This is a genomic window from Amycolatopsis orientalis DSM 43388, from assembly GCF_000411975.1.
Lineage (GTDB): Bacteria > Actinomycetota > Actinomycetes > Mycobacteriales > Pseudonocardiaceae > Amycolatopsis > Amycolatopsis orientalis_D.
Map to the genome: position 1 here is coordinate 1 of NZ_ASXG01000132.1, position 21,889 is coordinate 21,889.

The 21,889-nt window shown below is 72.2% G+C and carries 19 protein-coding genes; 15 read left to right on the forward strand and 4 right to left on the reverse strand.

Annotation, left to right across the window (positions count from 1 at the left end; all coding sequences use genetic code 11):
- Positions 1-450: 450 nt before the first annotated feature.
- Both L942_RS27900 and L942_RS27905 read left to right on the forward strand, forming a co-directional pair.
- Positions 451-918, forward strand: coding sequence for a monooxygenase family protein (locus tag L942_RS27900; RefSeq protein WP_037366106.1), 468 nt, complete (start codon positions 451-453; stop codon positions 916-918).
- A gap of 611 nt (positions 919-1,529) precedes the next feature.
- Complete coding sequence (locus L942_RS27905) at positions 1,530-1,961, forward strand: hypothetical protein (protein ID WP_037366108.1); 432 nt, start codon at positions 1,530-1,532, stop codon at positions 1,959-1,961.
- Positions 1,962-1,981: 20 nt separating this feature from the next.
- Here the strand turns inward: L942_RS27905 and L942_RS27910 are convergent, their stop codons facing one another.
- From L942_RS27910 to L942_RS27920, 3 genes are read right to left on the reverse strand one after another with little or no spacing between them, the layout of a single operon-like run.
- Entirely contained in the window at positions 1,982-2,434 is a 453-nt protein-coding gene (locus tag L942_RS27910; protein WP_037366109.1) for a GNAT family N-acetyltransferase, read from the reverse strand.
- Between the two features lie 5 nt (positions 2,435-2,439).
- Positions 2,440-2,736 carry an EthD family reductase gene (locus L942_RS27915; RefSeq protein ID WP_037366111.1) on the reverse strand — a complete coding sequence of 99 codons (297 nt, stop codon included), beginning with the start codon at positions 2,734-2,736 and terminating at the stop codon, positions 2,440-2,442.
- 36 nt (positions 2,737-2,772) lie between these two features.
- Complete coding sequence (locus L942_RS27920) at positions 2,773-3,666, reverse strand: GNAT family N-acetyltransferase (protein ID WP_158684544.1); 894 nt, start codon at positions 3,664-3,666, stop codon at positions 2,773-2,775.
- A gap of 381 nt (positions 3,667-4,047) precedes the next feature.
- Between L942_RS27920 and L942_RS27925 the strand changes: the two genes are divergently transcribed.
- From L942_RS27925 to L942_RS27975, 11 genes are all read left to right on the forward strand, one after another.
- The gene (locus tag L942_RS27925; protein ID WP_037366115.1) at positions 4,048-6,687 is read left to right on the forward strand and encodes an HAD hydrolase family protein; all 2,640 of its coding nucleotides are present in this window, start codon (positions 4,048-4,050) and stop codon (positions 6,685-6,687) included.
- The gene (locus L942_RS42220; RefSeq protein ID WP_051166294.1) at positions 6,684-8,951 is read left to right on the forward strand and encodes an aminoglycoside phosphotransferase family protein; all 2,268 of its coding nucleotides are present in this window, start codon (positions 6,684-6,686) and stop codon (positions 8,949-8,951) included. Before L942_RS27925 ends, L942_RS42220 begins: the two co-directional genes overlap by 4 nt.
- Positions 8,948-10,240, forward strand: a complete 1,293-nt coding sequence (locus tag L942_RS43925; RefSeq protein WP_051166295.1) for a lipopolysaccharide biosynthesis protein — start codon at positions 8,948-8,950, stop codon at positions 10,238-10,240. The genes L942_RS42220 and L942_RS43925 overlap by 4 nt, the downstream gene beginning before the upstream one ends.
- Positions 10,237-11,133, forward strand: coding sequence for an alkaline phosphatase family protein (locus L942_RS27940; protein WP_081655261.1), 897 nt, complete (start codon positions 10,237-10,239; stop codon positions 11,131-11,133). Before L942_RS43925 ends, L942_RS27940 begins: the two co-directional genes overlap by 4 nt.
- Positions 11,117-11,887: a polysaccharide deacetylase family protein gene (locus L942_RS27945; protein WP_037366120.1), complete on the forward strand. Its 771-nt coding sequence runs from the start codon at positions 11,117-11,119 to the stop codon at positions 11,885-11,887. The genes L942_RS27940 and L942_RS27945 overlap by 17 nt, the downstream gene beginning before the upstream one ends.
- Positions 11,884-13,146: a hypothetical protein gene (locus L942_RS27950; protein ID WP_037366122.1), complete on the forward strand. Its 1,263-nt coding sequence runs from the start codon at positions 11,884-11,886 to the stop codon at positions 13,144-13,146. The genes L942_RS27945 and L942_RS27950 overlap by 4 nt, the downstream gene beginning before the upstream one ends.
- Positions 13,147-13,514: 368 nt before the next feature.
- Positions 13,515-14,291, forward strand: a complete 777-nt coding sequence (locus tag L942_RS27955) for a glycosyltransferase family 2 protein (protein WP_037366123.1) — start codon at positions 13,515-13,517, stop codon at positions 14,289-14,291.
- Positions 14,288-16,423: a glycosyltransferase gene (locus tag L942_RS42545; RefSeq protein WP_063695813.1), complete on the forward strand. Its 2,136-nt coding sequence runs from the start codon at positions 14,288-14,290 to the stop codon at positions 16,421-16,423. Before L942_RS27955 ends, L942_RS42545 begins: the two co-directional genes overlap by 4 nt.
- Complete coding sequence (locus L942_RS27965; protein WP_037366125.1) at positions 16,420-16,773, forward strand: hypothetical protein; 354 nt, start codon at positions 16,420-16,422, stop codon at positions 16,771-16,773. Before L942_RS42545 ends, L942_RS27965 begins: the two co-directional genes overlap by 4 nt.
- A complete protein-coding gene (locus L942_RS27970; protein ID WP_158684545.1) occupies positions 16,770-18,614 on the forward strand; it encodes a hypothetical protein in 1,845 nt (614 codons plus the stop codon). Before L942_RS27965 ends, L942_RS27970 begins: the two co-directional genes overlap by 4 nt.
- A complete protein-coding gene (locus tag L942_RS27975; protein ID WP_037366126.1) occupies positions 18,611-18,829 on the forward strand; it encodes a hypothetical protein in 219 nt (72 codons plus the stop codon). Before L942_RS27970 ends, L942_RS27975 begins: the two co-directional genes overlap by 4 nt.
- Before the next feature lie 349 nt (positions 18,830-19,178).
- On the opposite strand, the gene L942_RS44475 is transcribed toward L942_RS27975, so the two are convergent.
- A complete protein-coding gene (locus L942_RS44475; protein WP_158684546.1) occupies positions 19,179-19,532 on the reverse strand; it encodes a hypothetical protein in 354 nt (117 codons plus the stop codon).
- Between L942_RS44475 and L942_RS44480 the strand changes: the two genes are divergently transcribed.
- Complete coding sequence (locus L942_RS44480) at positions 19,519-21,276, forward strand: nucleoside hydrolase (RefSeq protein WP_051166297.1); 1,758 nt, start codon at positions 19,519-19,521, stop codon at positions 21,274-21,276. The two genes, L942_RS44475 and L942_RS44480, sit on opposite strands and share 14 nt — an antisense overlap.
- A 125-nt stretch (positions 21,277-21,401) precedes the next feature.
- Positions 21,402-21,569, forward strand: a complete 168-nt coding sequence (locus tag L942_RS44485) for a hypothetical protein (protein ID WP_158684547.1) — start codon at positions 21,402-21,404, stop codon at positions 21,567-21,569.
- Positions 21,570-21,889 lie beyond the last annotated feature (320 nt).

The window sequence follows — 21,889 nt, forward strand, 5'->3', positions numbered from 1 at the left end:
CCAACCCACCGTCAGCCATGATCTCGATGCTGCGCCGGCACAACGCCTTCGCATCCTCGGCCGGCATCCCCGCCGACCCGCTCGACGGATCCATGACCCTCGCTCCGATCCCCGGCTCCCGTCGCGAAACCCCCTGCGGCCCCGAGCCCGCAGCGGAACCGACCGGAGACCCAGCCAACACTCGCGCCGCGAACGTCCTTCGCGCTTCTGCGGTAGTCGGCGACCAACCCTCCGGCGTTACCGCCCGGCTGCCTTTATTCCTTCGCAGAGGCAAGAATTGACCTCGTTCACGACCGGAAGTCCCGAGTCAATCCCGCACGGAAAGCCACCAAACCCCGAACGGAAGCGAAAGTAAATCACGGAACAAGCTTCACCCGCGTGTAACGGCAAACCGGGCTCCCGCGTCTTTCAATAGTATAGCGGGCTCCGCCCGCCGCTTCTGGAGCGGCCATGACCAAGATCAACAAGGGAAAATGGACAGCCGAGATCGAGGGCGATTTCGTCGTGTTCCTCATCGGTGCCCGGCCGAGCCCGCGCCATCCGCTCTCGTGGTTCCGCGACCTGGGCGGGCGCCGGGGAATGAAGCACATGCTCGACCGCCTCAGCGCTGATCCGGAGAGCGGATTGCTCGGCTACGTAATGGGATTCCCCGTGATCGTGCAGTACTGGCGCAGCTTCGAGCACCTCGAAGCGTTCGCCGCCAACGCGGCCGAAGCCCATCCGGCGGCGCAGAAGGGCTACTGGCGGCGCGCGAGCCGGCACGGCCACGCCGCCGGGATCTGGCACGAGACCTTCCTGGTCAATGCCGGTCGTTACGAAGCGGTTTACGGCAACATGCCCGTGTTCGGCCTCGGCACGGCGCGCGGGGCCACAGTGAAACGCGCTACCACGACCGCTCGGGAACGGCTCCGCGCCTGAGCGCAGCCCAGGGGCAATTCGGCACGGGGCATCCACGCGGCTCGCCGGAATGCTGGACGCAGGGTTTCGCCAAGCAGAGCAGAAAAACGCGGCGCAGGCCGGAAGCAGCCGAGGCGACTGCCAAGCCTCGCCGTTCAGAGTGCGGCGCATTCGCCGATCTAGTCTCCGGCGACCGAGCACGGCTTGCCTTGCTCCGCCGGGCTGTTGCGACGGCAGGTCGGCTCCCGTGGACGGCGATTTCGGCGGAGTCGCTGTCCGCCGAAGTCTTGCCGCCGTTGGTGACGTCACGGTCGATCAGCGCGCCGCCACCGCGTCGAGTTTCGTCCGGCAGGTGCTGCGATAGTGCTTGGACGTCGGCGCGCATGATCTGCGCAAAGAGGGACCGAACGCTCAACTCCGGTGAGGCTGGATCGTGCTGCGGACCGAATCAACCCGGCGTCCCGAACTCCTTGCGCCGCAACCGGTTCCGGGAAGTCGAATCGATCGCTTTGGGCCGTAACAACGGCCGCGGCGGGGCCGACTCGGTGGGGAGAGGCGACCTGTCCAGAGCGGTTTTTCCGGGGTTCCGGCCGGAATGGCCGGGGGCGACTGATTCCGCCGCGGGAGGGATCATGGCCGACAATCCGCTGTCGCTGCCGGAGGTTTTCGGTTCCCGGCACGGCGCCGAGCTGCGCGCGGCGCTGGTCGAGGGACGGCGCACCGGGGATTTCAGCCGGGCCCGCCAGATCGCCAACCACCTCGCCGCCGAGATTCGCGAGACCCCGGCGTTCCTGTTCGCGCTGCGGCTGCAAACTCTCGCACTGGAAGCTTCCGACGACGGTCGGGACGAAGAAGCCCAGGCATACCACGACATTCTGGTTCGGACGTGCTCGCGCGACACTATCCGGCGAGTCGGACACCTGCGCCTGCTCGGGGCCGGACTGCGGCAAGGATGGCTGACCGCGGCCGATCACGACCGGCTGCGCGAGGATTTTCGCAGCCATCCGACGATGCTCCGGATTCTCGCCGGCATCGAGCGCCGCGGCGATCCCGGACAGCCGTGACTTCCGGCTCGCCGCGGGGATCAGCCGCCGGACAGACGGCGCGCGAGAAGCAGTCGCCCGCTGTCACGGAATCCGCGCCGGTCGTAGTAATTCAGCAACGACGAGGCGTCTCGGCCGCGCGACACGACGACGAGTTCCAGCTGCGCGCAGCCGTACTCGCGGGCCCACCGGGCACTGTCCTCGATCAACCGGCCGGCCACGCCCCGCCGGCGAGAAGGCGGCGCGACGTAAAGGTCTTCCAGTTCGGCGATCAGGCCGTTTTCCAAGCCGAAACCGGTCGTGGTGATCGCGAATCCGTGCAGCCCGCCCGCGTCGGCGGCGACCGCGACACGCCCGGCAGCCGACCGCATCAGCGTGCGCAGGCGGCCGCGCAGCCGAGCCTCGGGCGTCGTGAATCCCCCTCCGGCATAGCAGGCGACGGCCAGAGCGAGCACCGCGTCGTACTCGGCCGACCGCGCGGCACGGATTTCCATCGAGATCAGTCGTATTGGACGAACATCGTCACGCCGCCGTCAGCGAAGTTCTCCAGATCCGCGGCCGCCGCCTGCCCCTCGGGCGAGGACAGTGCCTCGGTCAGGCTGTCCTCGGTCAAGAACGACAGCTCGGCGACCAGGTAGTACGGCGGTTCGGATCCGTCGAGCGCCGAGCAATGCCGCGCGCTGAACCCCACCAGTCCCGGGACTCTTTCCGCCAGCGGACGGTGCACGCGCGCGTAGTGGCGGTCGAACGCCTCGGCGTCCTCGGGCCGGCCATACGCGACCGTCAAGACATACATCCCTGTCGACCTCCTGTGCCAGGCGGCTCCGGTCGCTCAGTCCCGGAACCCGATCAGCTTCTTCACCGCCGTCTTCGCGCCCTCTTCCGCGCGCGTGACCGGCAACCGCTCGAACCGGAACTCGGGGTAGACGACCGGGCGGGCGCCGAACCGTTCCTTGAACTGGCCGAGCGTGCCCGTTCCCGATTCGCCGAGGTAGTAGTACTGGCAACCGGCCAGGCAGGCGTCGCGGATCGCGAGAGCCTGCACCAAGTCCGTCGCGCGGAACTGCTTCAGCTCCTCGTCCATGGCCGCGCGGAAGTCGTGCGCGTTGGCGCCTCGCGCGACGAGGCAGCCGGCCGCCGTCCGGCCGTCCGCGCGCGCCAGCCACACCTGGAACCGGTTGCCAAGCCGCCGGGCGATGGCCTCGAACTTCTCGCGCGGGTCGCGTCGATGCAGCCGGGCCCGGGCGAGCCATTCGGGTTCGTGCTGCTTGCGCGCCCACCGCAGCACCGCGTGTTCCATCAGCGCGTAGAACTCGGGGAGCAGGTCGCCGCCGAGTCCGCGTTCCACGGTGACGCCGCGACGCGCCGCGATCCGCAATCCGCGGCGAGTGTTCTTCGTGAACCCGTGCTCCAGGATGGCGTCCCACCCCGGGCGCAGGTCGAGGAGGTGGACGTGGTGCGGCCGCACGATCGCGCCCTGGTGCGCGGCCGCGCGCCAGGCGTCCGCCGCCAGCGGTCCCGGAAACACCGACTGGACCACGACGCCGCGGGCCGCGAGATCCGCGAGGACGATGCGGACGTCGTCGGCGCGCGCTCCGCCCGGGGCGAGCACTCCCCCGAGCCCGCACGCGGGCGGGTTCGAATACTCGGCCGGGAACATCCCGCCCGCCCGCGCGCCGCGCAGCATCGGCAGCACGAATTTCCGCCCGGTGTCCGTTTCGTACATTCGGCTGACGTCGCGGAAGCCGTGAGCGTCGCACATGGCGTCGGCCCATTCCGGTGATTGGCTTTCGAAAGCACAGGGATCGGCGCGCAGGATCGCTTTCCATTCCGCGCGCGGCGCGGGACTGATCATTTTTGCCCGGCCGGACGTCCCGGCCGTTGCCGTTTTCAGGCTTGTCGCGCGGGACCAATGCATGACGCCGTCCGTTCGATCCGCACTCCGCGGCACCGTCGCCGCCGGTCGCTCACCAGGTAGTTCGCCGAGCGCGGCCGGAGAGTTACACCGTGCCGGAAAACACCGAAGCGATCAGCACTGTAACAACGGCGCAGGCACCGGCGAGTTCTCTTAATACGAACGGGAACGGGCGGCAGAAACGGATCTTCGATGGGGTATTCGCACCGCGACAAACTGATTCCGGACGGTGGCCGTCTTGTCGTAGCCGATCTTCTCTGCGATTTGTCGGAAATCACCCACCTGCTCGCCGGGCGCACCGCCGCCGAGGATCCGCTCGACACGTTCCTGCTCGCCGCCGCCGCGGTCCAGGTCGTGGAAGACCGCCTGCAGCGGGATGTCTTCGCGTTGCGCCGCGCCGCTCGGTATCTCGGCGAGCACGCCGCGGTCCGCCCCGTTCCCGAAATCCTCGGCGCGGCCGGCACGGCCGTCGACACCGTGACCGCATGGCACCCGGCTGCGCGGCGAGCGTTCCGCTGGCGGACGGCCGCGGCCGCACTTCGCGACACCGCCGCGCTCGACGTCCTCCGCCCCGGCTCGAGCGACGCCCCGGCGGCACGGCTGGCAGCCGCCACCCGGCTCCGCGGTTCCCTGCTGTCGCTCGACCGGGACCTCATCGCGACGGTGCTTCGGATACCGTCCTGTTTCCGGAGTTTCGACCAGGAACCCGCCGACCTCGTCGCGCTCGCCGCCCGATACGCGCTGCGGTACCCCGAGCGCGAGCGGCCCGTCCTCGTACTCGGGGTCCGCACGTCCGGGAGCTACCTCGCGCCGCTGGCCGGTGCGGCGTTGCGGGCCGAGGGGTACCGCGACGTGCACGCCGACACTGTCCGGCCGGGTTACCGGATGCGGCCGTCGCTGCGCGCGCTCCTGCGAAGGGTCGCGGGCCGAGGCGGCCGTATCGCGGTGATCGACGATCCCCCCGAGACCGGGCAGTCGATCGCCGAAGTCGCGGAAGCGGTGCGGCAAGCCGGAGTCCCCGCCGAGGCCATCACCCTGCTGCTGCCCCTCTTCGCGGACACCCCGCCCGCCATATTGGCCGGATACGACACCATCGCCCTCCCGTACCGCGACTGGGCCGTGCACGCCCGGCTCGAGACCGAGGCCGCGATGCGGTCGTTGTCGGCGCTGGTCGGCCGTCCGGTCCGGGCCGCCGGCCGGCTATCCGGCGCCGGCCTTTTCCGCGGTCGCGAACACGCCCGCGCGGTGTTCGACGTCGAGTTCCCCGACGGGGAAACCAGGAGGGTCGCCGCTTCCGGCGCCGGCCTGGGGTTCTTCGGCCGCCACGCGCTGGCGGTCGCGGACGCCCTGCCCGGCCGATTGCCCCGCACCTACGGCGTCCGGGACGGCCTCGTGTTCCGCGATTGGCTGCCGGACGACCAGCGCATCACCGTCGCCGAGCCCGCCGACGCGCGAGACCTCGCCGGCTATGTCCGCGCCCGGGCGGCCTCGATGCCGGCCGCGTCCGACCGCGCCCGGAACCTCGCCGGACGGCAACCGGCCTGGGAAGCCGCGAGCCGCGTCCTGCAGCGCAATTACGGGCGGGCCGGAGTGGCGTTGCGTCCGGTTCTGCTCGACCGCGCCGTGCGCCGGCTGTGCACCGCCCCCGTCCCGTCCGTGGTCGACGGCGCCACCGGCTTGGCGCATTGGTTCCGCGGCCCGGCCGGACTGTCCAAAGCAGACGCCGACGTCCGCGATTTCGCCAACACCGATCTCGCCTGCTACGACCCGGTCTACGACCTGGCCGGCATCGATCCGGGAAGCCCCGACGCCGAGTTCGTCGCCGCGCTCCGCCGGGAGATGCCTTCGGACCCGGAACGGTTCCTGCTGTACGAACTCGTCCATCTCTGGGACCGCGCGAGAGACGGCCAGGCGGTGTCCCGGGCCGGCGCCCGGGCAGTGCAGCGCTACCTCGCGGAGGTGCTTCTCCCCGCGGCGGCGCCGGCCCCGGACGGCGACCTGGTGGCGCTCGACCTGGACGGCGTGCTGGAGTCCGACGCTCTCGGCTTCGCGATGGCCACGCCGACCGCGGTCGTCGCGCTGCGCGCGCTGCACGTCCACGGGTTCCGCCCGGTGCTGGTCACCGGCCGCAGCACGGACGAGGTCGCCGAACGGTGCCGGACCTACGGGCTGGCCGGCGGGGTCGCCGAGTACGGCTCGGTCGTCTTCCTGGACGGGACCGCGCACGATCTCGTGCCCGCCGCCGAAAAGCAGGCCCTCAACGCGGTCCGCGCCGCCTTGGCCGCGGACGAAGACGTCGTGCTGGACCCGGATTTCGAGCACGTCGTGCGAGCCCGGCGCGCTTCCGGCGGCGCGCTCCGCCGCGAGCAGGCCTCCCGGGCGCTGGACGGCCCGCCGGAGACCGCGCCGCACGTCCGCGTCGTCGCGGGCGACGAGCAGACGGATTTCGTCGCCGCGGGAGTGGACAAGGGCACCGCGTTGCGGCTGCTGGCGGAAAAACTCGGCGCACCAGTGGCGTTAGCGGTCGGCGACACCGCGACCGACCTGCCGATGCTGCGCCTCGCCGCGCTCGCGTGCGCACCCGGCAACGCCGACAAAGCGGTGCGGGCATCGGAGATACAAGTATTGCGCCGAGACTACGCACTGGCGGTTTCCCAAGCGGTCGAACGGCTGCTGGGACATCGCCCCGGCTCGTGCGACGCGTGCAGACCGCCCGCCCGGAGCCGGCGGACCCGCACTTTGCTGACCGTCCTCGACGCTTCCAACGGCGGTGCGCGCGGACTGCCCACGGCGATCGCGAGATTCCTCCTCACCGCGGGACTGCGCCGATGACCGCAGCGGTCGAAGGGCACCCCGAACACAGCGTCCGCCCCTCCCCGGCGCACCGGACGCTGTACGGCCACGGCTACGCGCTGGTGCTCAGCTCCGCCCTGACTTCCGCGATCGGCCTGCTCTTCTGGGTCGTCGCCGCCCGGGGATACGACCAGGCCGCCCTCGGCCGGAACTCCGCGCTCATCGCCGCGATCATGTTCCTGGCCGGACTCGCGCAGCTGAACCTGCTCAACGTGCTCATCCGGTTCGTGCCGGTCGCCGGTCCGCGAGCGGTCCGGCTGGTGGCGCTGGCCTACCTCGTCGGCGGGGGACTCGCCGGTCTCGCCGGTCTCGGCTTCGCGCTCGGGATCCGATGGTGGGCCCCGGAGCTGGGCGAGCTCGTGCACGGCCCGGCCCAGATCGCCGGGACCGCGGCGGCCTGCGCGGTCTGGGCGATTTTCGTCATGCAGGACGGGGTGCTGACCGCGGTCGGCCGCGCCCGTCTGGTTCCCGTCGAGAACCTCGTGTTCTCCGTGCTGAAGCTGGGATTGCTGGCGGGCCTCGCCGCGGCGTTGCCCGCGGGCGGGATCACGGTGTCCTGGATGGCCGCCACCGCGGCGGCGGTGCTCGCGACGACGGCCTACCTCTTCGTCCGCGCCCTCCCGGCGCACCAACGCGCCGGCGTGCCGAGCGAACGGATCTCGGTCCGCTCGCTGGCCGGGTACCTCGGCGGCGATTTCCTCGGCGCGACGTGCTGGCTCGCCTGCACGCAACTGCTTCCGGTCCTCGTGCTCGGCTCGCTGGGCGCGCGTCCGACGGCGGTCTTCTCCGTCGCGTGGACGATCGCGTATGCGCTCTACCTCGTGCCCGCCGCGATGGGCCAGTCGCTGGTCGCGCACGCGGCGGGCGACGCGGGGCGGGCCGCCGCGGCGCGCCGGGGAATCGAACGGAGGTCCCTGCTGTTGCTGGCCCCGGCCGTCGCCGCACTGATCGTCGCCGGGCCATGGGCGCTGCGCCTGCTGGGCTCCGGGTACGCCGACGCCGGTCGCTGGGTGCTCATTCCGACCGCCCTCTCCGCGCTGCCCAACGTCGTCGTCGCCGCGGCGGTCAGCGAGGCGCGAGTACAGCGGCGCGTCGGCGTCGTCGCGAGCCTGCTGGCCACGCTCTCGGTCCTCGTGCTGACGCTGGCGCTGACCTTCATGCCGATCATCGGGATCGCCGGCGTCGGCCTCGCCCTGCTCGCCGGGCAGTCGGTCGTCGCCGCCGGAGTGTGGATCATCCGCCGCGGCCGGGTCCCGCGGCCGATTTCCGGGCCGTTCGCCGCCCGCCGGAGCCGGGCGCTGCTCCGGCGGGTGGCGCCGGCCGCGCTCGGCCCCTTGTCGTGGCGGATCCAGGGCCGGTTGCACGGCCGGTCCGATTCCGCGGTCGCCCCGGTCGGCCCGCCCGACCGCTCGACCGGGCTGCTGAAGGCCGCCGCCACCGAGGAGGGGCAGGCCGCGCTCCTGCGCGAAGCGAAGATTCTGGCGCGGCTCAAGGAGGATCCGCGCCTGTCCGGCTGGAACGCCCTGGTACCCGCCGCGATCGATTCCGGGCGCTCCCGCGGCGCCGTGTTCTCCTTGCAGGAACTGATGCCCGGACGCGACAGCCGGTCCGTCGTCGCCGGCTCGCCGGCTCGGGCGGAGCAGTTCTCCCGCGCCGCGTTCGCCGCGCTCGCCGACCTCCACGACCGCACCGCGGAACTCGTGCGAGTGGAAGACCGCCTGCTGCGCCAGCACGTCGCGGTCCCGGCCGAGCTGGTGCGCGCCGCCGTCCCCGCCCGGCTCCGGACGACGGTCGACCGCGTCGCGGCCGGGCTGTCCGCCCGCCTCCGGGAACGGCGGCTCCCGGCCGGCTGGGTCCACGGCGACTACAGCCCGGACAACATCCTCCTCGGGCCCGACGACCGGGTCAGCGGGATCGTCGACTGGGCGCAAGGGACCGACCACGGCCTGGTCGCGATCGACGTCCTGAGCCTCGCGCTCTCGACCGAAGTCACGGCGACGGGCAGGGAACTCGGGCCGGTGGTCGTCGGCTGGCTCGCGACTGGCCCGCCGGCAGCGGCGCTGCTGCACGACCGAAGCGTCCGCGGCGGCGACGAGGTGCCGGTGCGCGCCTTGGTGCTGCTGGGGTGGCTTCACCTCGTCGGGGCCAACCTCTCGAAATCGGCGCGCTACGCCGCCAATCCGATCTGGTTGCGCCGCAACGTCTTCACTGTCTTGAGCACCCGGAACGGAGCGGTGCCGTGACGACCGGAAGCACGGCCGCCGCCCGGCGGGCGCGGCGCGACTCCGCCCAGACGATGATCCGCGACGGCGTCTCCCTCGTCGCCGGCGCGCTGCTGACCTCGGCGGTCGGGGTCGCCGCGTGGATCGTGGCCGCTCGCCTGCTGCCGCAGGAACAAGTCGGCCAGGCCTCCGCCTTCGTGTCCGGGTTCCTGCTCGTCGCCGGGCTCGGCGATCTGGGCCTGGGGGCGGCGCTGCTGCGGTGGGTGCCCCGGGCGGGCCGGCTGCGCACGGCGCTCATCGCCCGCTGCTATGCGCTGGTGCTCGCCGGTTCCCTTGCCGCCGCCTGCGTGGTGCTGGTGCTGCCGACCGGCGACGAGATCACCGAAAGCCTCCCCCGGTTCAGCACGGCGGCGTTCCTCTTCGCCTCGGTCGCCTGGGCGATGTTCCAGTTCCAGGACGCCGTGCTGATCTCGCTGGGCCGCGCGCGCTGGATGCCGTACGAGAACGCCGCCATCGGCGTCGCCCGGGTCGGAGTCCTGGCGTTGGCCGGGCCCGCGTTCGGCGCGGCCGGCATCCTCCTGTCCTGGATCGCGCCGGCGCTCGCCGGCGTCGCGGTGGTCTCCGTGCTGGTGTGCCGCGTGCTCACCCGCGAGCGTCCGCCGGACACCGCCGAGCCCGTGCTGCCCGACCGGCGGGAGGTGCTGCGCCTGCTGGTGCCGACCTACCCGGCGAAGGTGACCAGCAGTCTGCTGACCGACCTCGTTCCGCTGCTGGTGATCGGCCGGTTCGGTCCCGCGCCCGGCGCCGTGTTCTTCCTCGTGTGGATGGCCGGGAACACCGTCGATTACGCCGCGATCAGCTTCGCCCAGTCGGTGATCGTGCGCATCGCCCACGAACCGCACCGCACCCGCGAGCTGTTCGCCCTCGGCGGACGCCGGCTCGCCGCGGTGTTCGTCCCCGCGCTCGTGCTGGCGGTCCTGATCGCGCATCCGCTCCTGTCGGTCTTCGGCGGCGACTACGCAAGCCAAGGGACCTGGCTGCTCCGCCTCGTTCTCCTCGGCTGCCTGCCGAGACTGGTCGTCACGCTGGTGGCCGCCGCCGGGATCGCGCACGGACGGGGACGGCTCGTGGCCATGCTGGAAGGCAGCAGCGCGCTCGGGGTGCTGGCCGTGGTCGCCGTGGTTCCGGTGTCGCACCTCGCGCTGACCGGCCTGGGATTCGTGGTCGTCCAAAGTGTCGTGGCGGCGGCCGCGGTGGTCGCGCTGTGGCGGTGGGTCCGCTCGGCGAAGACGGAGGGAGGAACCGCATGAGGACAGCGCACCGGGGTGCGGCGGCGTTTCTCGCGCTCGCCCTGACGGCAGCCGCGTGCTCGTCGCCCGCGCCGCCAGCAGCTCCGCCCGCGCACAGCTCCTCCGCGCCCAGCACTCCGTCGCCCGCCTCCGGCGCGCTGCCTCGGCCCGACCACGTCGTGGTCGTCGTGCTGGAGAACCACGGGTCCGAAGACATCACCGGAAGCCCCGACGCCGGCTACCTGAACCAGCTGGCCGCCGCGGGCGCGCGATTCACCCACGCCACCGCCGTCACGCACCCGAGCCAGCCGAACTACCTCGCGCTGTTCTCCGGCAGCACGCAGGGCGTCACCGACGATTCGTGCCCGCACACCTTCACCGCGCCGAACCTGGCCCGGCAACTCCTCGACGCCGGCCGCAGTTTCGCCGCCTACGCCGAAGACCTCCCGGCGGCGGGCTACGCAGGCTGCCAGGCAGGCGACTACGTGCGCTGGCACGCGCCGTGGACGGACTTCGCCAACGTGCCGCCGTCGGCGAACCGGCCGTTCTCCGAGTTCGGCCCCGACTTCGCCAAGCTGCCGACGATCGCCTTCGTGATCCCGAACATGTGCCACAACATGCACAACTGCGGCGCCGCGGTCGCCGACGCGTGGCTCCGCGCGCACCTGTCCGGCTACGTCGCCTGGGCCACCGCCCACAACAGCCTCCTCGTCGTCACCTTCGACGAGGCGGAAGACGCTTCCGCCGCCAACCAGATCCCGCTCAGCCTGACCGGGCCGATGGTCCGGCCGGGCAGCTACGCCGAGCCCGTCGACCACTACCGCCTCCTGCGCAGCCTGGAGGCCCTCTACGGCCTGCCCCCGGTGGGCGGCGCCTCGAACCGGAGCCCGATCAGCGATGTCTGGCAGCACTGAGCCCGCCGCGCTCCCCGAAGCCGGCGGTGCGGTCGCCGCGCTGCGCCGCACGGCGCTGCGCCTCGCCGGACCGGTCACCCGGCCGATCGGCTCGCTGACCGCGGTGCGCACGCGCGCGCCGGACGTGGTGCTCACCTTCGACGACGGCCCCGAACCGGGCGGCACCGACCGGGTGCTGGAAGCCCTCGCCGCGCACCGGGCGACCGCGACGTTCTTCGTGCTGGTGGACCGAGTGCGCCGGAACCCCGCGCTGGCGCGGGAAGTCCTCGCCGCCGGCCACGAAATCGGGCTGCACGGAATGGACCACCGGCGGCTTTCCCGGCTGCCGCCCGCGACCGTGCGGGCACAGCTGGCCGCCGGGCACGAGAGCCTGGAGGATCTGCTCGGAGTCCCGATCCGCTGGTTCCGGCCGCCTTACGGCGCGCAGACTCCCGCGGTGTGGCGCGCGATCCGCGGGCAGGGCCTGGCCCCGGTCCTCTGGGGGCCGTGCGCCTGGGATTGGCTCGACCGCCCGGCCGAACTGCTTGCCGCCCAAGCGGCCCGCGGTCTCGTCCGCGGCTCCGTGCTCTTGGCGCACGACGGCCACGCCGGTCCGGAGGACGGCGCCGACGACGGGCCGCGGCCGCGGTTCGACCGCGGCGACCTCGTCCGCGCCGTGCTCGCCGGAATCGAGGAACGAGGGCTGCGCGGCCGCTCGCTGTCGGCGGCGCTGGTCGCCGGAACCCCGCGGACCGTGCCGTGGTTCCTCCGGTGAGCCGGCTCCGCGTCGCCGGCGCGGCGCTGTTGCTCTGCGCGGCGCTCGCCGGATGCGACCGCACGCCCGGAACCGAACTCGAACCGGTCGTCGGCGTGACGCACACCCAAGACAGCGCCGACGACTATCCGCCGGACCAGACGGCCGAAGCGACCGCGGCCCTCGGGACCCGGCCGATGGTCCAGAACCAGTACCTGATGGGCTGGGGCGTGGCCAATCCCGAGCCGTCGCCGGGCGTGTTCGACTGGTCGTCGCTGGACCAGCGGATGGCGCTGATGGACTCGACGCACGGGGTTCCGGTGCTGACCCTGGCCGGCGCTCCGGACTGGATGAAAGGCGGCCGGGCCGGCGCCACCGATTGGACCACATTGGACTCCGCACCGACGCGCGCCCACTACCGCGACTTCGCCGCGCTCGCCGCGGCCGCGGCGAAGCGATACCCGCACGTGCGTTATTTCCAGGTCTGGAGCGAGCTCAAAGGCCTCTACAACGACGCCGCGAACCGCTGGGACTACGAGGACTACACCGATCTCTACAACGCCGTGTACGACGCGGTGAAGAAAGTGCGCCCGGATGCCCGCGTCGGCGGGCCCTACGTCGTCCTCGACACCTGGTCGGCGGCCGGCAGCCCCGCCCCGTCCGCGCTCTCCGGTCCGTGGGGCGTCGTCGACCAGCGCGCCCTCGACGTCATCGACTACTGGAACGCGCACAAGCACGGCGCGGACTTCCTCGCCGTCGACGGCTCCAGCGGCACCCGCGACGCCGGGCTGACCACCGACCCGTTCCGGGCCACCGAAATGTTCTCCGCGGTGACCGCCGCGCTGCGGGCCCGGACCCAGCTCCCGGTCTGGTGGTCGGAGTTCTACCCGACGCAACCGGACGGACCGCCCTTGCCCTCGGACAGCCCGATGCTGGCCGCTCTCACCATCGACGCGACGGCTCAGGCGCTGCGCGGCGGCGCGTCCCGCCTGCTGCTGTGGCAGCCGCAAGCGTCCGCCGACGTGCCCAGCGCAGCACTCTGGACCGCACCGACCCCCGACCGCAACGCGACGCTCCTCCCTCTCGCCGTACCGTGGCAATGGCTGGCCGCCAACGTGGACGCCGACACCGCGATCAGCTATTCGCCCTCCGGCGCCGTCCTGGAGATCATCGGGACCCGCGAGGTGCTCGCGGTGAACCTCACGGCGAGCAGCCAGGTCCCGCCCGGGCAAGCCGCCCCTCTGCCGCCGTACGGCATTCGCGTCAGCACCCGTCGCTGACCGCTTTTCGCCCGAAGATCGAATTCAGCCCACCGTCGTTCCCAGAGAATTTTTTCACGATCATCGCGCACACTCGTCGGCTTCGAAGACACTTTACGAAGTCATGCGGGCACGATTTCCGCAACTCGCCGCCGCCCCTGTCCGAATTGGACCGATTCAGCCAGCCCGGCCTGCCCCAGCAGGCGAATGTTGCTCTCTGACCAGGTAACTAACGGTCGCCAGCAAACAATCTCGCCGCGAAATTCGGCTCATTTTCCGCGTAACAGCGACCATTCGGAGCACGACAGGTAGACATCGAGTTGAATCCGGGTGGACGCCGGGAAAACTGCGGGGGCGGTCGGCGGTTCGCCGGGGAGAGGGAGCATCCGATGGGACGAGGCGCGGATCCGAAGATCAGTATCGTCATTCCCGCGCGCAACGAAGCGCGCAATCTCGAAGTGGTCCTTCCGGAACTGCCCGAAGGCGCCGAGATCGTTCTGGTCGACGGACATTCGGTGGACGGCACGGTCGAAGTCGTGCGCCGGCTGCGCCCGTCCGCGGTCACGATCTCCCAGACCCGCACCGGCAAGGGAAACGCGCTCGCGTGCGGGTTCGAGGCGGCCTCGGGCGATGTCATCGTCATGTTCGACGCCGACGGCTCGGCCGATCCCGCCGAGATCCCCGCCTTCGTCGAGACCCTGACCCGCGGCGCCGACTTCGCGAAGGGCACCCGCTACCGGGAGCCGGGCGGCAGCGACGACATCACCGTGCTTCGCCGGCTGGGCAACGCCGCGCTGAACCGGCTGGCCAACACGCTGTACGACACCGCGTTCAGCGACCTCTGCTACGGCTACAACGCGTTCTGGCGGGACATCGTGCCGCAACTCGAACTGCCGCCCGCCCACGCCCGCAGCGGGCGAAAGCGGTGGGGCGACGGGTTCGAAATCGAGACCGTCCTGAGCTGCCGGGTCGTAGCGGCCGGGCTGAAAGCGGTCGAAGTGCCGAGCTTCGAGCGACAGCGCTTGTTCGGCGAGACGAACCTGCGCACCTTCTCCGACGGAGCGCGGGTCCTGCGCACGATCTTCGCGGAATACCGCCGCTACCGCGCGCGCCGGAGACCCGGGCTGGCCGGGTCCGGCGACCTCGCCGCACAGGAGCTTGCGTGACGGCCCGGCCGGAGCCGCCCCGGACCGCCTCGGTGGTCGTCTGCGCGTACACGACCGCTCGCTGGCCGTCCCTGCGCGCCGCACTCGCGTCCGCGGCGACGCAGATTCCCGCGCCGCTGGAGGTGATCCTGGTCGTCGACCACAACGCGGAGCTGGCCAGCGCCGCCCGAGCCGAGCTGACGGGCGTCCGCGTCGTCGACAACGCCGGTCCGCGCGGGCTGTCGGGCGCCCGCAACACCGGCGTCGCCGCGGCGGCCGGCGACATCGTCGCGTTCCTCGACGACGACGCCGCGGCCGAACCGGGCTGGCTCGCCGCGCTGCTCGCGCCGTACGCCGATCCGGCCGTGATCGCGGTCGGCGGCGCGGCGGACCCGGTGTGGCCCGACGGCCGCGGCCGCCCCGGCTGGCTGCCCGGGGACCGGGCGCTGGACTGGGTCGTCGGCTGCGCCTACCGCGGCCTTCCGGCCGAGCTTGCCGAGGTCCGCAACGTCATGGGCTGCACGATGTCGTTCCGGAGCAGCGTGTTCGACGCGATCGGGGGTTTTTCCACGCGCGTCGGCAGGCTGGACGCGATTCCGCTGGGCTGCGAGGAGACCGAGCTGTGCATCCGGGCCCGGCGAAGCCTGCCCGGCGCGCGCATCCTGTTCGAACCGCGTTCGGTCGTGCGGCACCAGGTCAGCGCCGACCGCATGACCTGGTCGTACGTGGTCCGGCGCAGCTGGGCGGAAGGCCTGTCGAAAGCGGTCGTCCGGCAGCTGGCCGGGACCGGCGAGGCGGTCTCCACCGAACGCCGTTACGCGACCCGGGTGCTCCCCGCCTCGCTCGGCCGCGCGGCCGGCCTCGCCGCGCACGGCAGGCTGGCCGCGTCCGCGCAGGGAATCACGGCGATCGCGTCCGCTCTGCTCGCCGCGACGGGCGGCTACCTGAGGGAATCCGCCCGGCGGGCGGAAAAAGCCGTCGGCGCGCCGATCGCCGTCACTGAGTTCGACGTCCGCCGCGGCCCGGCGCCGGTGCACGTTCCCGCGCACGCGCAACTCGGATACCGCGAGGCGCTGGTGCTGGTGCGCGAGGGGCGCTGGACGCTGGACGTCACGCGGCTGCCGGTCACCGGAGTGCCGCTGGCTCCCGGGGCAGTCCGCCCGGCGGCGCCGCCGCAGCGGCCCGCCGCGGCGGGTTTCGCTCCGCCGGTCAGCGTGGTCGTGCCCACTGCCGACCGGGCCGACCAGGTGCGCGGATGCGTGAAATCCTTGCTGGCCACGGACTATCCGGAGCTCGAGGTCGTCTTGGTGGACAACCGCCCGGGCTCGCCCGCGTCCGCGGGGCTGGCCGAACTGGCTGCCGCTTCCCCGCGAGTCCGGTATGTCGCCGAGCCGGCGCCCGGGGTCAGCCGCGCTCGCAACGCCGGCGCCGCGGCGGCTCGCGGAGAGCTGATCGCGTTCGTGGACGACGACATCGAAGTCGACCGGTGGTGGGCCGCCAACCTGGCGGCGGAATTCGCCGACGTCCGCGTCGACTGCGCCACCAGCCTCGTGCTTCCGGCCTCTTTGGACACTCCGGCCCAGCGAAGATTCGAAGAGCTCAAAGGATTCGGCCGCGGCGCCCGCCGCGTCCTCTTCGCCCCGGCGCAAGCGGCGAAGGATCCGCGCAAGGCGTTCACGCCGGGGCAGTTCGGCCCCGGCGGATGCGCGATGTGGCGACGTTCCGCATGGGACCGGCTGGGCGGCTTCGACCCGCTGCTCGGCCCCGGCACCGCCACGCGCGCCGGCGAAGACCTCGAGCTCTTCGTGCGGCTCGCGCGGTCCGGAGGCACGGTGGTGTACACGCCGCACGCGGTGGCCTGGCACGAGCACGGACCCGAATGGGCCGACCTGCGGGCCCGGCTGCACGCCTACGGCACCGGGCTGTCGGCGATGTTCGTCAAGCATCTCCTCAACCGGCCCCGAGACGCCTGGCTCGTCGCGAGGGCCGTCGCCGGGCGCGCCGGCACAGTGCTCTCGCCGCCCGCTGCCCGGCGAGCGGAAGGAGGCCCGCGCACGCGTCTGCTGCTCGCCCAGGCGGCGGGTCTCGCCGCCGGGCCGTTCGCCCTCGTGCGGAGCGCATGGTCAGCACCGGCGCGAGGGAAGAGCCAGTGACGTCCGCGCACAGGGAACGACGCGCCGCCGGCTGGCTGCTGGCGGCGCTCAGCGCGACTGTGCTGGTCCTGTCCGCCTGGCAGGTCACCAGTGCCGCCCGCCTGTATCTGGACACTGCGTTCGTCCTTCTCGCGCCGGGCTGGGCCGTCGCCGCGCACCTGCGGCTCGCGACTCGCTCGCTGGAATGGCTCGTCGCGATCGCGGTGGGGCTGTCCGGGACGCTGCTGCTCGCCGAACTCATGACGGCACTGCATTGGTGGCACCCCTGGGAGGCGTTCCTCGTGCTCGCCGGAGCCACTCTCTTCGAGCTGCTGCGCCAGCTGACCGCGCCCCGGAGAGCCGGCCCGTGACCAGGCTCGCCCCGCCCGTGTCCGGGTTCCGGTCGTCCGCGGCCGGAACCCGGACACGGACGAAGCTGCCCCGGTTCCGCCTGCCGGGCGATCCCAAGGACGCGCTGGGGCCGTCCCTTGCGGGATTGGCCGGAGTGCTGTGGCTGGCCGGCCTGCGCCCGGTGGTCCCGGCGGAACTCGGCAGCCTCGGACTGGTCACCGCGTTGTCGCCAGTGCTGATCGCCGCGTACCCGGTGCTGGCCGCCGCAGTGGTCGTGGAGCTCGTCCGCCGCCGGCCGCGGCCGCGCGTGCTCGCCTCCTGCACCGCTCTCGGCGTGCTGCTCGTCTACGGGCTGCAGCCGGCCAGCGAACAGACCGCGCGGCTCACCGTTTCCTGGCTGCACACCGGATTCGCCCGGTACCTCGCCGATAACGGGCAGCCGTTGCAGGGCTACGACGCCCGGTTCTCCTGGCCCGGGTTTTTCTCGTTGATCGCGTTCCTGACCCGGGCGAGCAACGCACCGGACGCGACGCCGCTGCTGCGATGGGCGCCGGCCGTCATCGCCGGGATCGCGGTGCTGGGGGTCCGCGTGCTCGCGGCCGCCGTGCTCGGCACCGGCCGCGCGAGCTGGCTGGCGACGTGGATTTTCCTGCTCGCCGAGTGGACCGAGCAGGACTACTTCTCCCCGCAGGCGGCCACCTACTTGATCATGCTCGCGGCGCTCGCCCTGGTCGTCCGCTATCTCGTGCGGCCAGGGCTGGCGTACGGCGGCCCGTCCCGGCCGGCGCACCGCGCTCCCCCGGCGAACCTGGTCCGGGAACGGCTCGTCGCGCACGGCTTGCTTCTGCTCTTCGCGCTGGCCCTGGCGCCGTCGCACCAGCTGACCCCCTTCCTGCTGGCCGGGCTTCTGCTGGTGATGGCCTTGACCGGCCGGCTGTGGCCGGGCTGGCTGCCCTGGGTGGTCCTGGTCCCCGCGCTGGTGTGGTTCGCGCTCGGCGCCAAGGATTTCTGGCAGGGCCAGCTCAGCATGGTGATCGGCGACTTCGGGCAGGTGGGCTCGTCGGTCGACCAAGGCATCACCGGCCGGTTCACCGGCGACGCGGGCCGCACGGCGATCCTGTTCCTGCGCGTCTGCCTGACCGGTGCGGTCGGCGCGCTCGCGCTCGGCGGCTGGTGGGCGCGCCGCCGGCGCGGGCTGCGCTCGGTCCCGCTGGTGCTGCTGGCACTCGCTCCGCTCGGGCTCGCCGCGTTGCAGTCCTACGGCGGCGAAGTCTTCGTCCGCTGTTTTCTGTTCGCCTTGCCGTTCGCGGCGATCCTGGGCGGCTGCGGCCTGGACGCGCTTCTGCCGCGGCCATGCGGCCCGGGCGCGGCGCGCGCGGCTGCCCGAGTCCGCCCGCGTTCCGGCGGGATCGGCCCGGTCGCGGTCGCGGCCGTGCTCGCCGCGCTGGGCCTCGGCACGGTCACCGCCCGCGGCGGCGGCGACGCCTACCTCAGCTACACCCGCGCCGACGTCGCCGCGGTTGCCGCGGCCTACCGGTCCGCCGCCCCGGGCCAGACGATCAGCGTGCTCAGCGCCGACGCCACCCCGATCGGCTTCGACAAGATCGGGCTCGTCAGCCAGCCTTCGCTCGAACGGACCTGCCCGGGCTACGTCCGCGCCGCGACCTGCGTGCTCGACGCCGCACCGGACTACCTCGTGGTCACGCCCTCGCAAGAGAATTACGGCCGGATCTACTACGGTCTCGCCCCCGGATGGACCGACCGGCTCGTCGCGGACCTGCTCTACGGCGGGAACTACCGCGTCGTGTTCGACCAGGGCGGCGCGAAGCTGCTCGCCCGCGCGGACCGGGGGCCGCGATGAACGACGCGGTGCTGGTGTTCCTCGTCGCCGTCTTCGCCGGCGCGTTCGCCGGGCTCGTCCTCGTGCGCACCGCGGCGGCGGAGCGAGCCGCGGGCGAACGCGGCGTCCGCCCGCCCCGGTCGCGGCTGGTGCGGCGGCTCGACCTGGCCGCCGTCGTCGTGACCGTGCTGCTGGTCGCCTCGGTGGTGCTTCGCGTCATGAACGCGGTCGGCTGAGGGGGGTGGGCTATGCTGACCGCCACCCCGCGACATCTGGAGGGCCGCCATCAGCACCCCCACCGCAGGCCGCGACATGTGCCGCTGCGGACACGCTCGCGAAGCTCATGCGCATTACCGGGGCGGCACGGAATGCGCCCTCTGCCCGCCCGGCGAGTGCCGCCGGTTCCGCGGGCCCGGGCTCCTGGCCAGGCTGCGCCGGCTGCTGCACCGCTGATCCCGGCCGCGTCGCGGCCGGCCGTCGAACCGCGCCGCCGAAATGGCGCGGGCCGCTTTGCCCGCCAGCGTATTGGCGATCAAGAAACCATTGACACCAGATAACGGAAATGGTGTCACCACGCGACCGTTGTTACGCGTCGACCAATTTTTCCGATACCGGTATCGCGGCGGATTCGCCGGCGAATCGGGAGGAGCGTCCGATGAAAAGATCACCCGGCAGATGGCCCCGCTTCTGCACGCTTTCCGCCATTTCGGCGCTGACGGCCGGGGTCGTCGCCGCCGCCTTCGCGTCCGGGGCGCCGACCTCCGCGGCGACCGTCGCGCCGGCGCCGCCGACGAACAAGCAGCCGTGGGAACCCTTGCCCCCCAAGGTGACGGCCACCCGGCCCGCACCTTCCGTGACGAAGCCCGCCACCCCGCCCGCCGCGCCCAAAGCCGCGACGCCCGGCGCGTCGACGGCCGCCACTCCCTTGATCATCGACACCGACATCTACGGCAGCGCCGACGACGCCGGCGCGCTCGCCATCGCCAATGCCATGCAGGACAACGGCCAGGTGAACATCCTCGGGGTCATGGTGAACTACCCGAGCAAATGGGGCGCGCCGGCGGTTTCCGCGATCAACACCTATTACGGCCACGGCGGCATTCCGGTGGGCAGCATCAAACCGGCCGCGGACGACGTCTCCAGCCCGGACTACGCGAAATACCTCGCCCAGAACTTCCCCACCCAGATCGCCGACGGCAACAGCGCGCCGGAAGCGGTCGCGCTTTACCGGAAACTGCTCGCCGGAGCGACCGACCACAGCGTGGTGATCGTCGCGATCGGGCTCGAAACGAACCTCGCCAACCTGATGAACTCCCCGGCGGACGCCTACAGCTCGCTCCCCGGCACTCAGCTCATCGCCCAGAAGGTCAAATCGCTCACCATGATGGGCGGCGAGTTCCCGGCCAGCAACGCCACCGACGGCCCGGAGTACAACTGGAAGGCGGACGCCTCGGCCGCCACCCAGGTCGTCAACACCTGGCCGACCAGCGTGCCCGCCGAGTTCGAGGGCTACGAAGTCGGCGCCGCCGTCTCGACCGGAGCCGGGCTCGCCGGCACGCCCGCGACCAACCCGGTCCGCGCCGCCTACGAGCGGATGATCGGCGCGGGGAACAGCATGAACAGCTGGGACCCGATCGCGATGTACGACGCCGGCATCGGGCACAACGGCCTCTTCGCCGACAACCCAGACCCCGGCTCGGTCCTGGTGGCAGCGGACGGCGGAGACAAGTGGGACACCACTGCCGTGAAACCGCAGCACTACCTCGTCGCCTCGGCGTCCGCGAGCCAGATCGGCACCGCGCTGGAAAGCCTGATGGACCAGCTGCCGGTCCAGCCGCCGCCTGCCGACCCGATCGTCGCGCACTACGACCAGCTCGGCGGCGCGGGCAGCTTCCTCGGCAAGCCGGCAGGCAATGAGTACGTGCCGACCAGCGGCGGCAAGGCGCAGGATTACGAGCACGGCTCCATCTACTGGACGCAGGCGAGCGGGGCGCACGAGGTGCACGGCGACATCCTGGCGAAGTACCGCCAGTACGGCGGCCCGGCGTCGGTGCTCGGCTACCCGACCACCGACGAGACCGGCGCCCCCGACGGCGTCGGCCGCTACAACCACTTCACCGGAACCGGCGGCGCCTCCATCTACTGGACACCCACCACCGGCGCACACGCGATCTACGGCGCCATCCGCGCCAAGTGGGTCGCCCTCGGGTCGGAGCGATCCCCGCTCGGGTACCCCGTTACGGACGAGACCGGCACGCCCGACGGCAAGGGCCGCTACAACCACTTCTCCCGCGCAGACGGCGGCTCGATCTACTGGACCGCCACTACCGGCGCACAGGCCATCTACGGCGCCATCCGCGCCAAGTGGGCATCAATGGGCTGGGAACGATCCGTACTCGGCTACCCGACCACCGACGAAACCGGCACCCCCGACGGCACCGGCCGCTACAACCACTTCACCGGAACCGGCGGCGCCTCCATCTACTGGACACCCACCACCGGCGCACAGGCCATCTACGGCGCGATCCGCGCCCGGTGGGCGTCGATGGGCTGGGAACGGTCGTTCCTCGGCTATCCGACCAGCAGCGAGTACGGGATCCCCGGCGGCAGGCGGAACGACTTCCAGCACGGGTGGATCAGCTGGAACGCCTCGAACGGCGCGACCACCGTCGGCCGGTGGTGAGCCGGAAGGCGATGTCCTTGCCAGGCAGGAGGTTCGGGGTGCGCCGGACGGCCGCCGCACCCCGAACCGGCCGCGGTTTCCGCACCCGGCCTCGGGTGTCCGGACGCAGTGCAGACGGAGGAACCATGACCCAGACAACCGAAGGACCGGGCAGCGAGCGCGGCCACGCCTCGCGCCCCGGACGGATCGGCGACCACGACCCGGCCGACCAGAACTGGCAGGAACACGGCGACGAGGTCCACCTCGCCGCACAACGAGCCGGAAGGCCCTGGCAGCAACCGGAAACGGACTGAGGACGGTGACCGCGGCCGGCCGGCCGCGGGTCGCTCCGGCCGTGCTGGACCGTTCCGGCTCCGCCGGAGTCCGGGTCGAGCCGTGCGCTGCACTGGAGGACGCACCTCAGGCGTGAATGCACGCGATGTGCTTCCGAGGTGCGGCGCGGAAGGAGCGAGTCGGCCATCGGGCATCGCGAAACGCTCCGGCCGCCGCGGCCCCGGACCCGGCCGAGCCCGGACGCCGCACCAGAACAGCAGCGCGCACGGACCTGCCGATCAGACAGCGACCGGTCGACCGCCTCGAGGCCAAACAGCACCCAGACAGACCCTCGAGGCGG

Coding starts and splice junctions, on each gene's coding strand:
- L942_RS27915 (WP_037366111.1), bottom strand. CDS start 2,736: ATGTATGTCTTGACGGTCGCGTATGGCCGGCCCGAGGACGCCGAGGCG.
- L942_RS27975 (WP_037366126.1), top strand. CDS start 18,611: ATGAACGACGCGGTGCTGGTGTTCCTCGTCGCCGTCTTCGCCGGCGCG.
- L942_RS27940 (WP_081655261.1), top strand. CDS start 10,237: ATGAGGACAGCGCACCGGGGTGCGGCGGCGTTTCTCGCGCTCGCCCTG.
- L942_RS27905 (WP_037366108.1), top strand. CDS start 1,530: ATGGCCGACAATCCGCTGTCGCTGCCGGAGGTTTTCGGTTCCCGGCAC.
- L942_RS27945 (WP_037366120.1), top strand. CDS start 11,117: ATGTCTGGCAGCACTGAGCCCGCCGCGCTCCCCGAAGCCGGCGGTGCG.
- L942_RS42220 (WP_051166294.1), top strand. CDS start 6,684: ATGACCGCAGCGGTCGAAGGGCACCCCGAACACAGCGTCCGCCCCTCC.
- L942_RS27955 (WP_037366123.1), top strand. CDS start 13,515: ATGGGACGAGGCGCGGATCCGAAGATCAGTATCGTCATTCCCGCGCGC.
- L942_RS27910 (WP_037366109.1), bottom strand. CDS start 2,434: ATGGAAATCCGTGCCGCGCGGTCGGCCGAGTACGACGCGGTGCTCGCT.
- L942_RS27900 (WP_037366106.1), top strand. CDS start 451: ATGACCAAGATCAACAAGGGAAAATGGACAGCCGAGATCGAGGGCGAT.
- L942_RS44485 (WP_158684547.1), top strand. CDS start 21,402: ATGACCCAGACAACCGAAGGACCGGGCAGCGAGCGCGGCCACGCCTCG.
- L942_RS27920 (WP_158684544.1), bottom strand. CDS start 3,666: ATGTACGAAACGGACACCGGGCGGAAATTCGTGCTGCCGATGCTGCGC.
- L942_RS27925 (WP_037366115.1), top strand. CDS start 4,048: ATGGGGTATTCGCACCGCGACAAACTGATTCCGGACGGTGGCCGTCTT.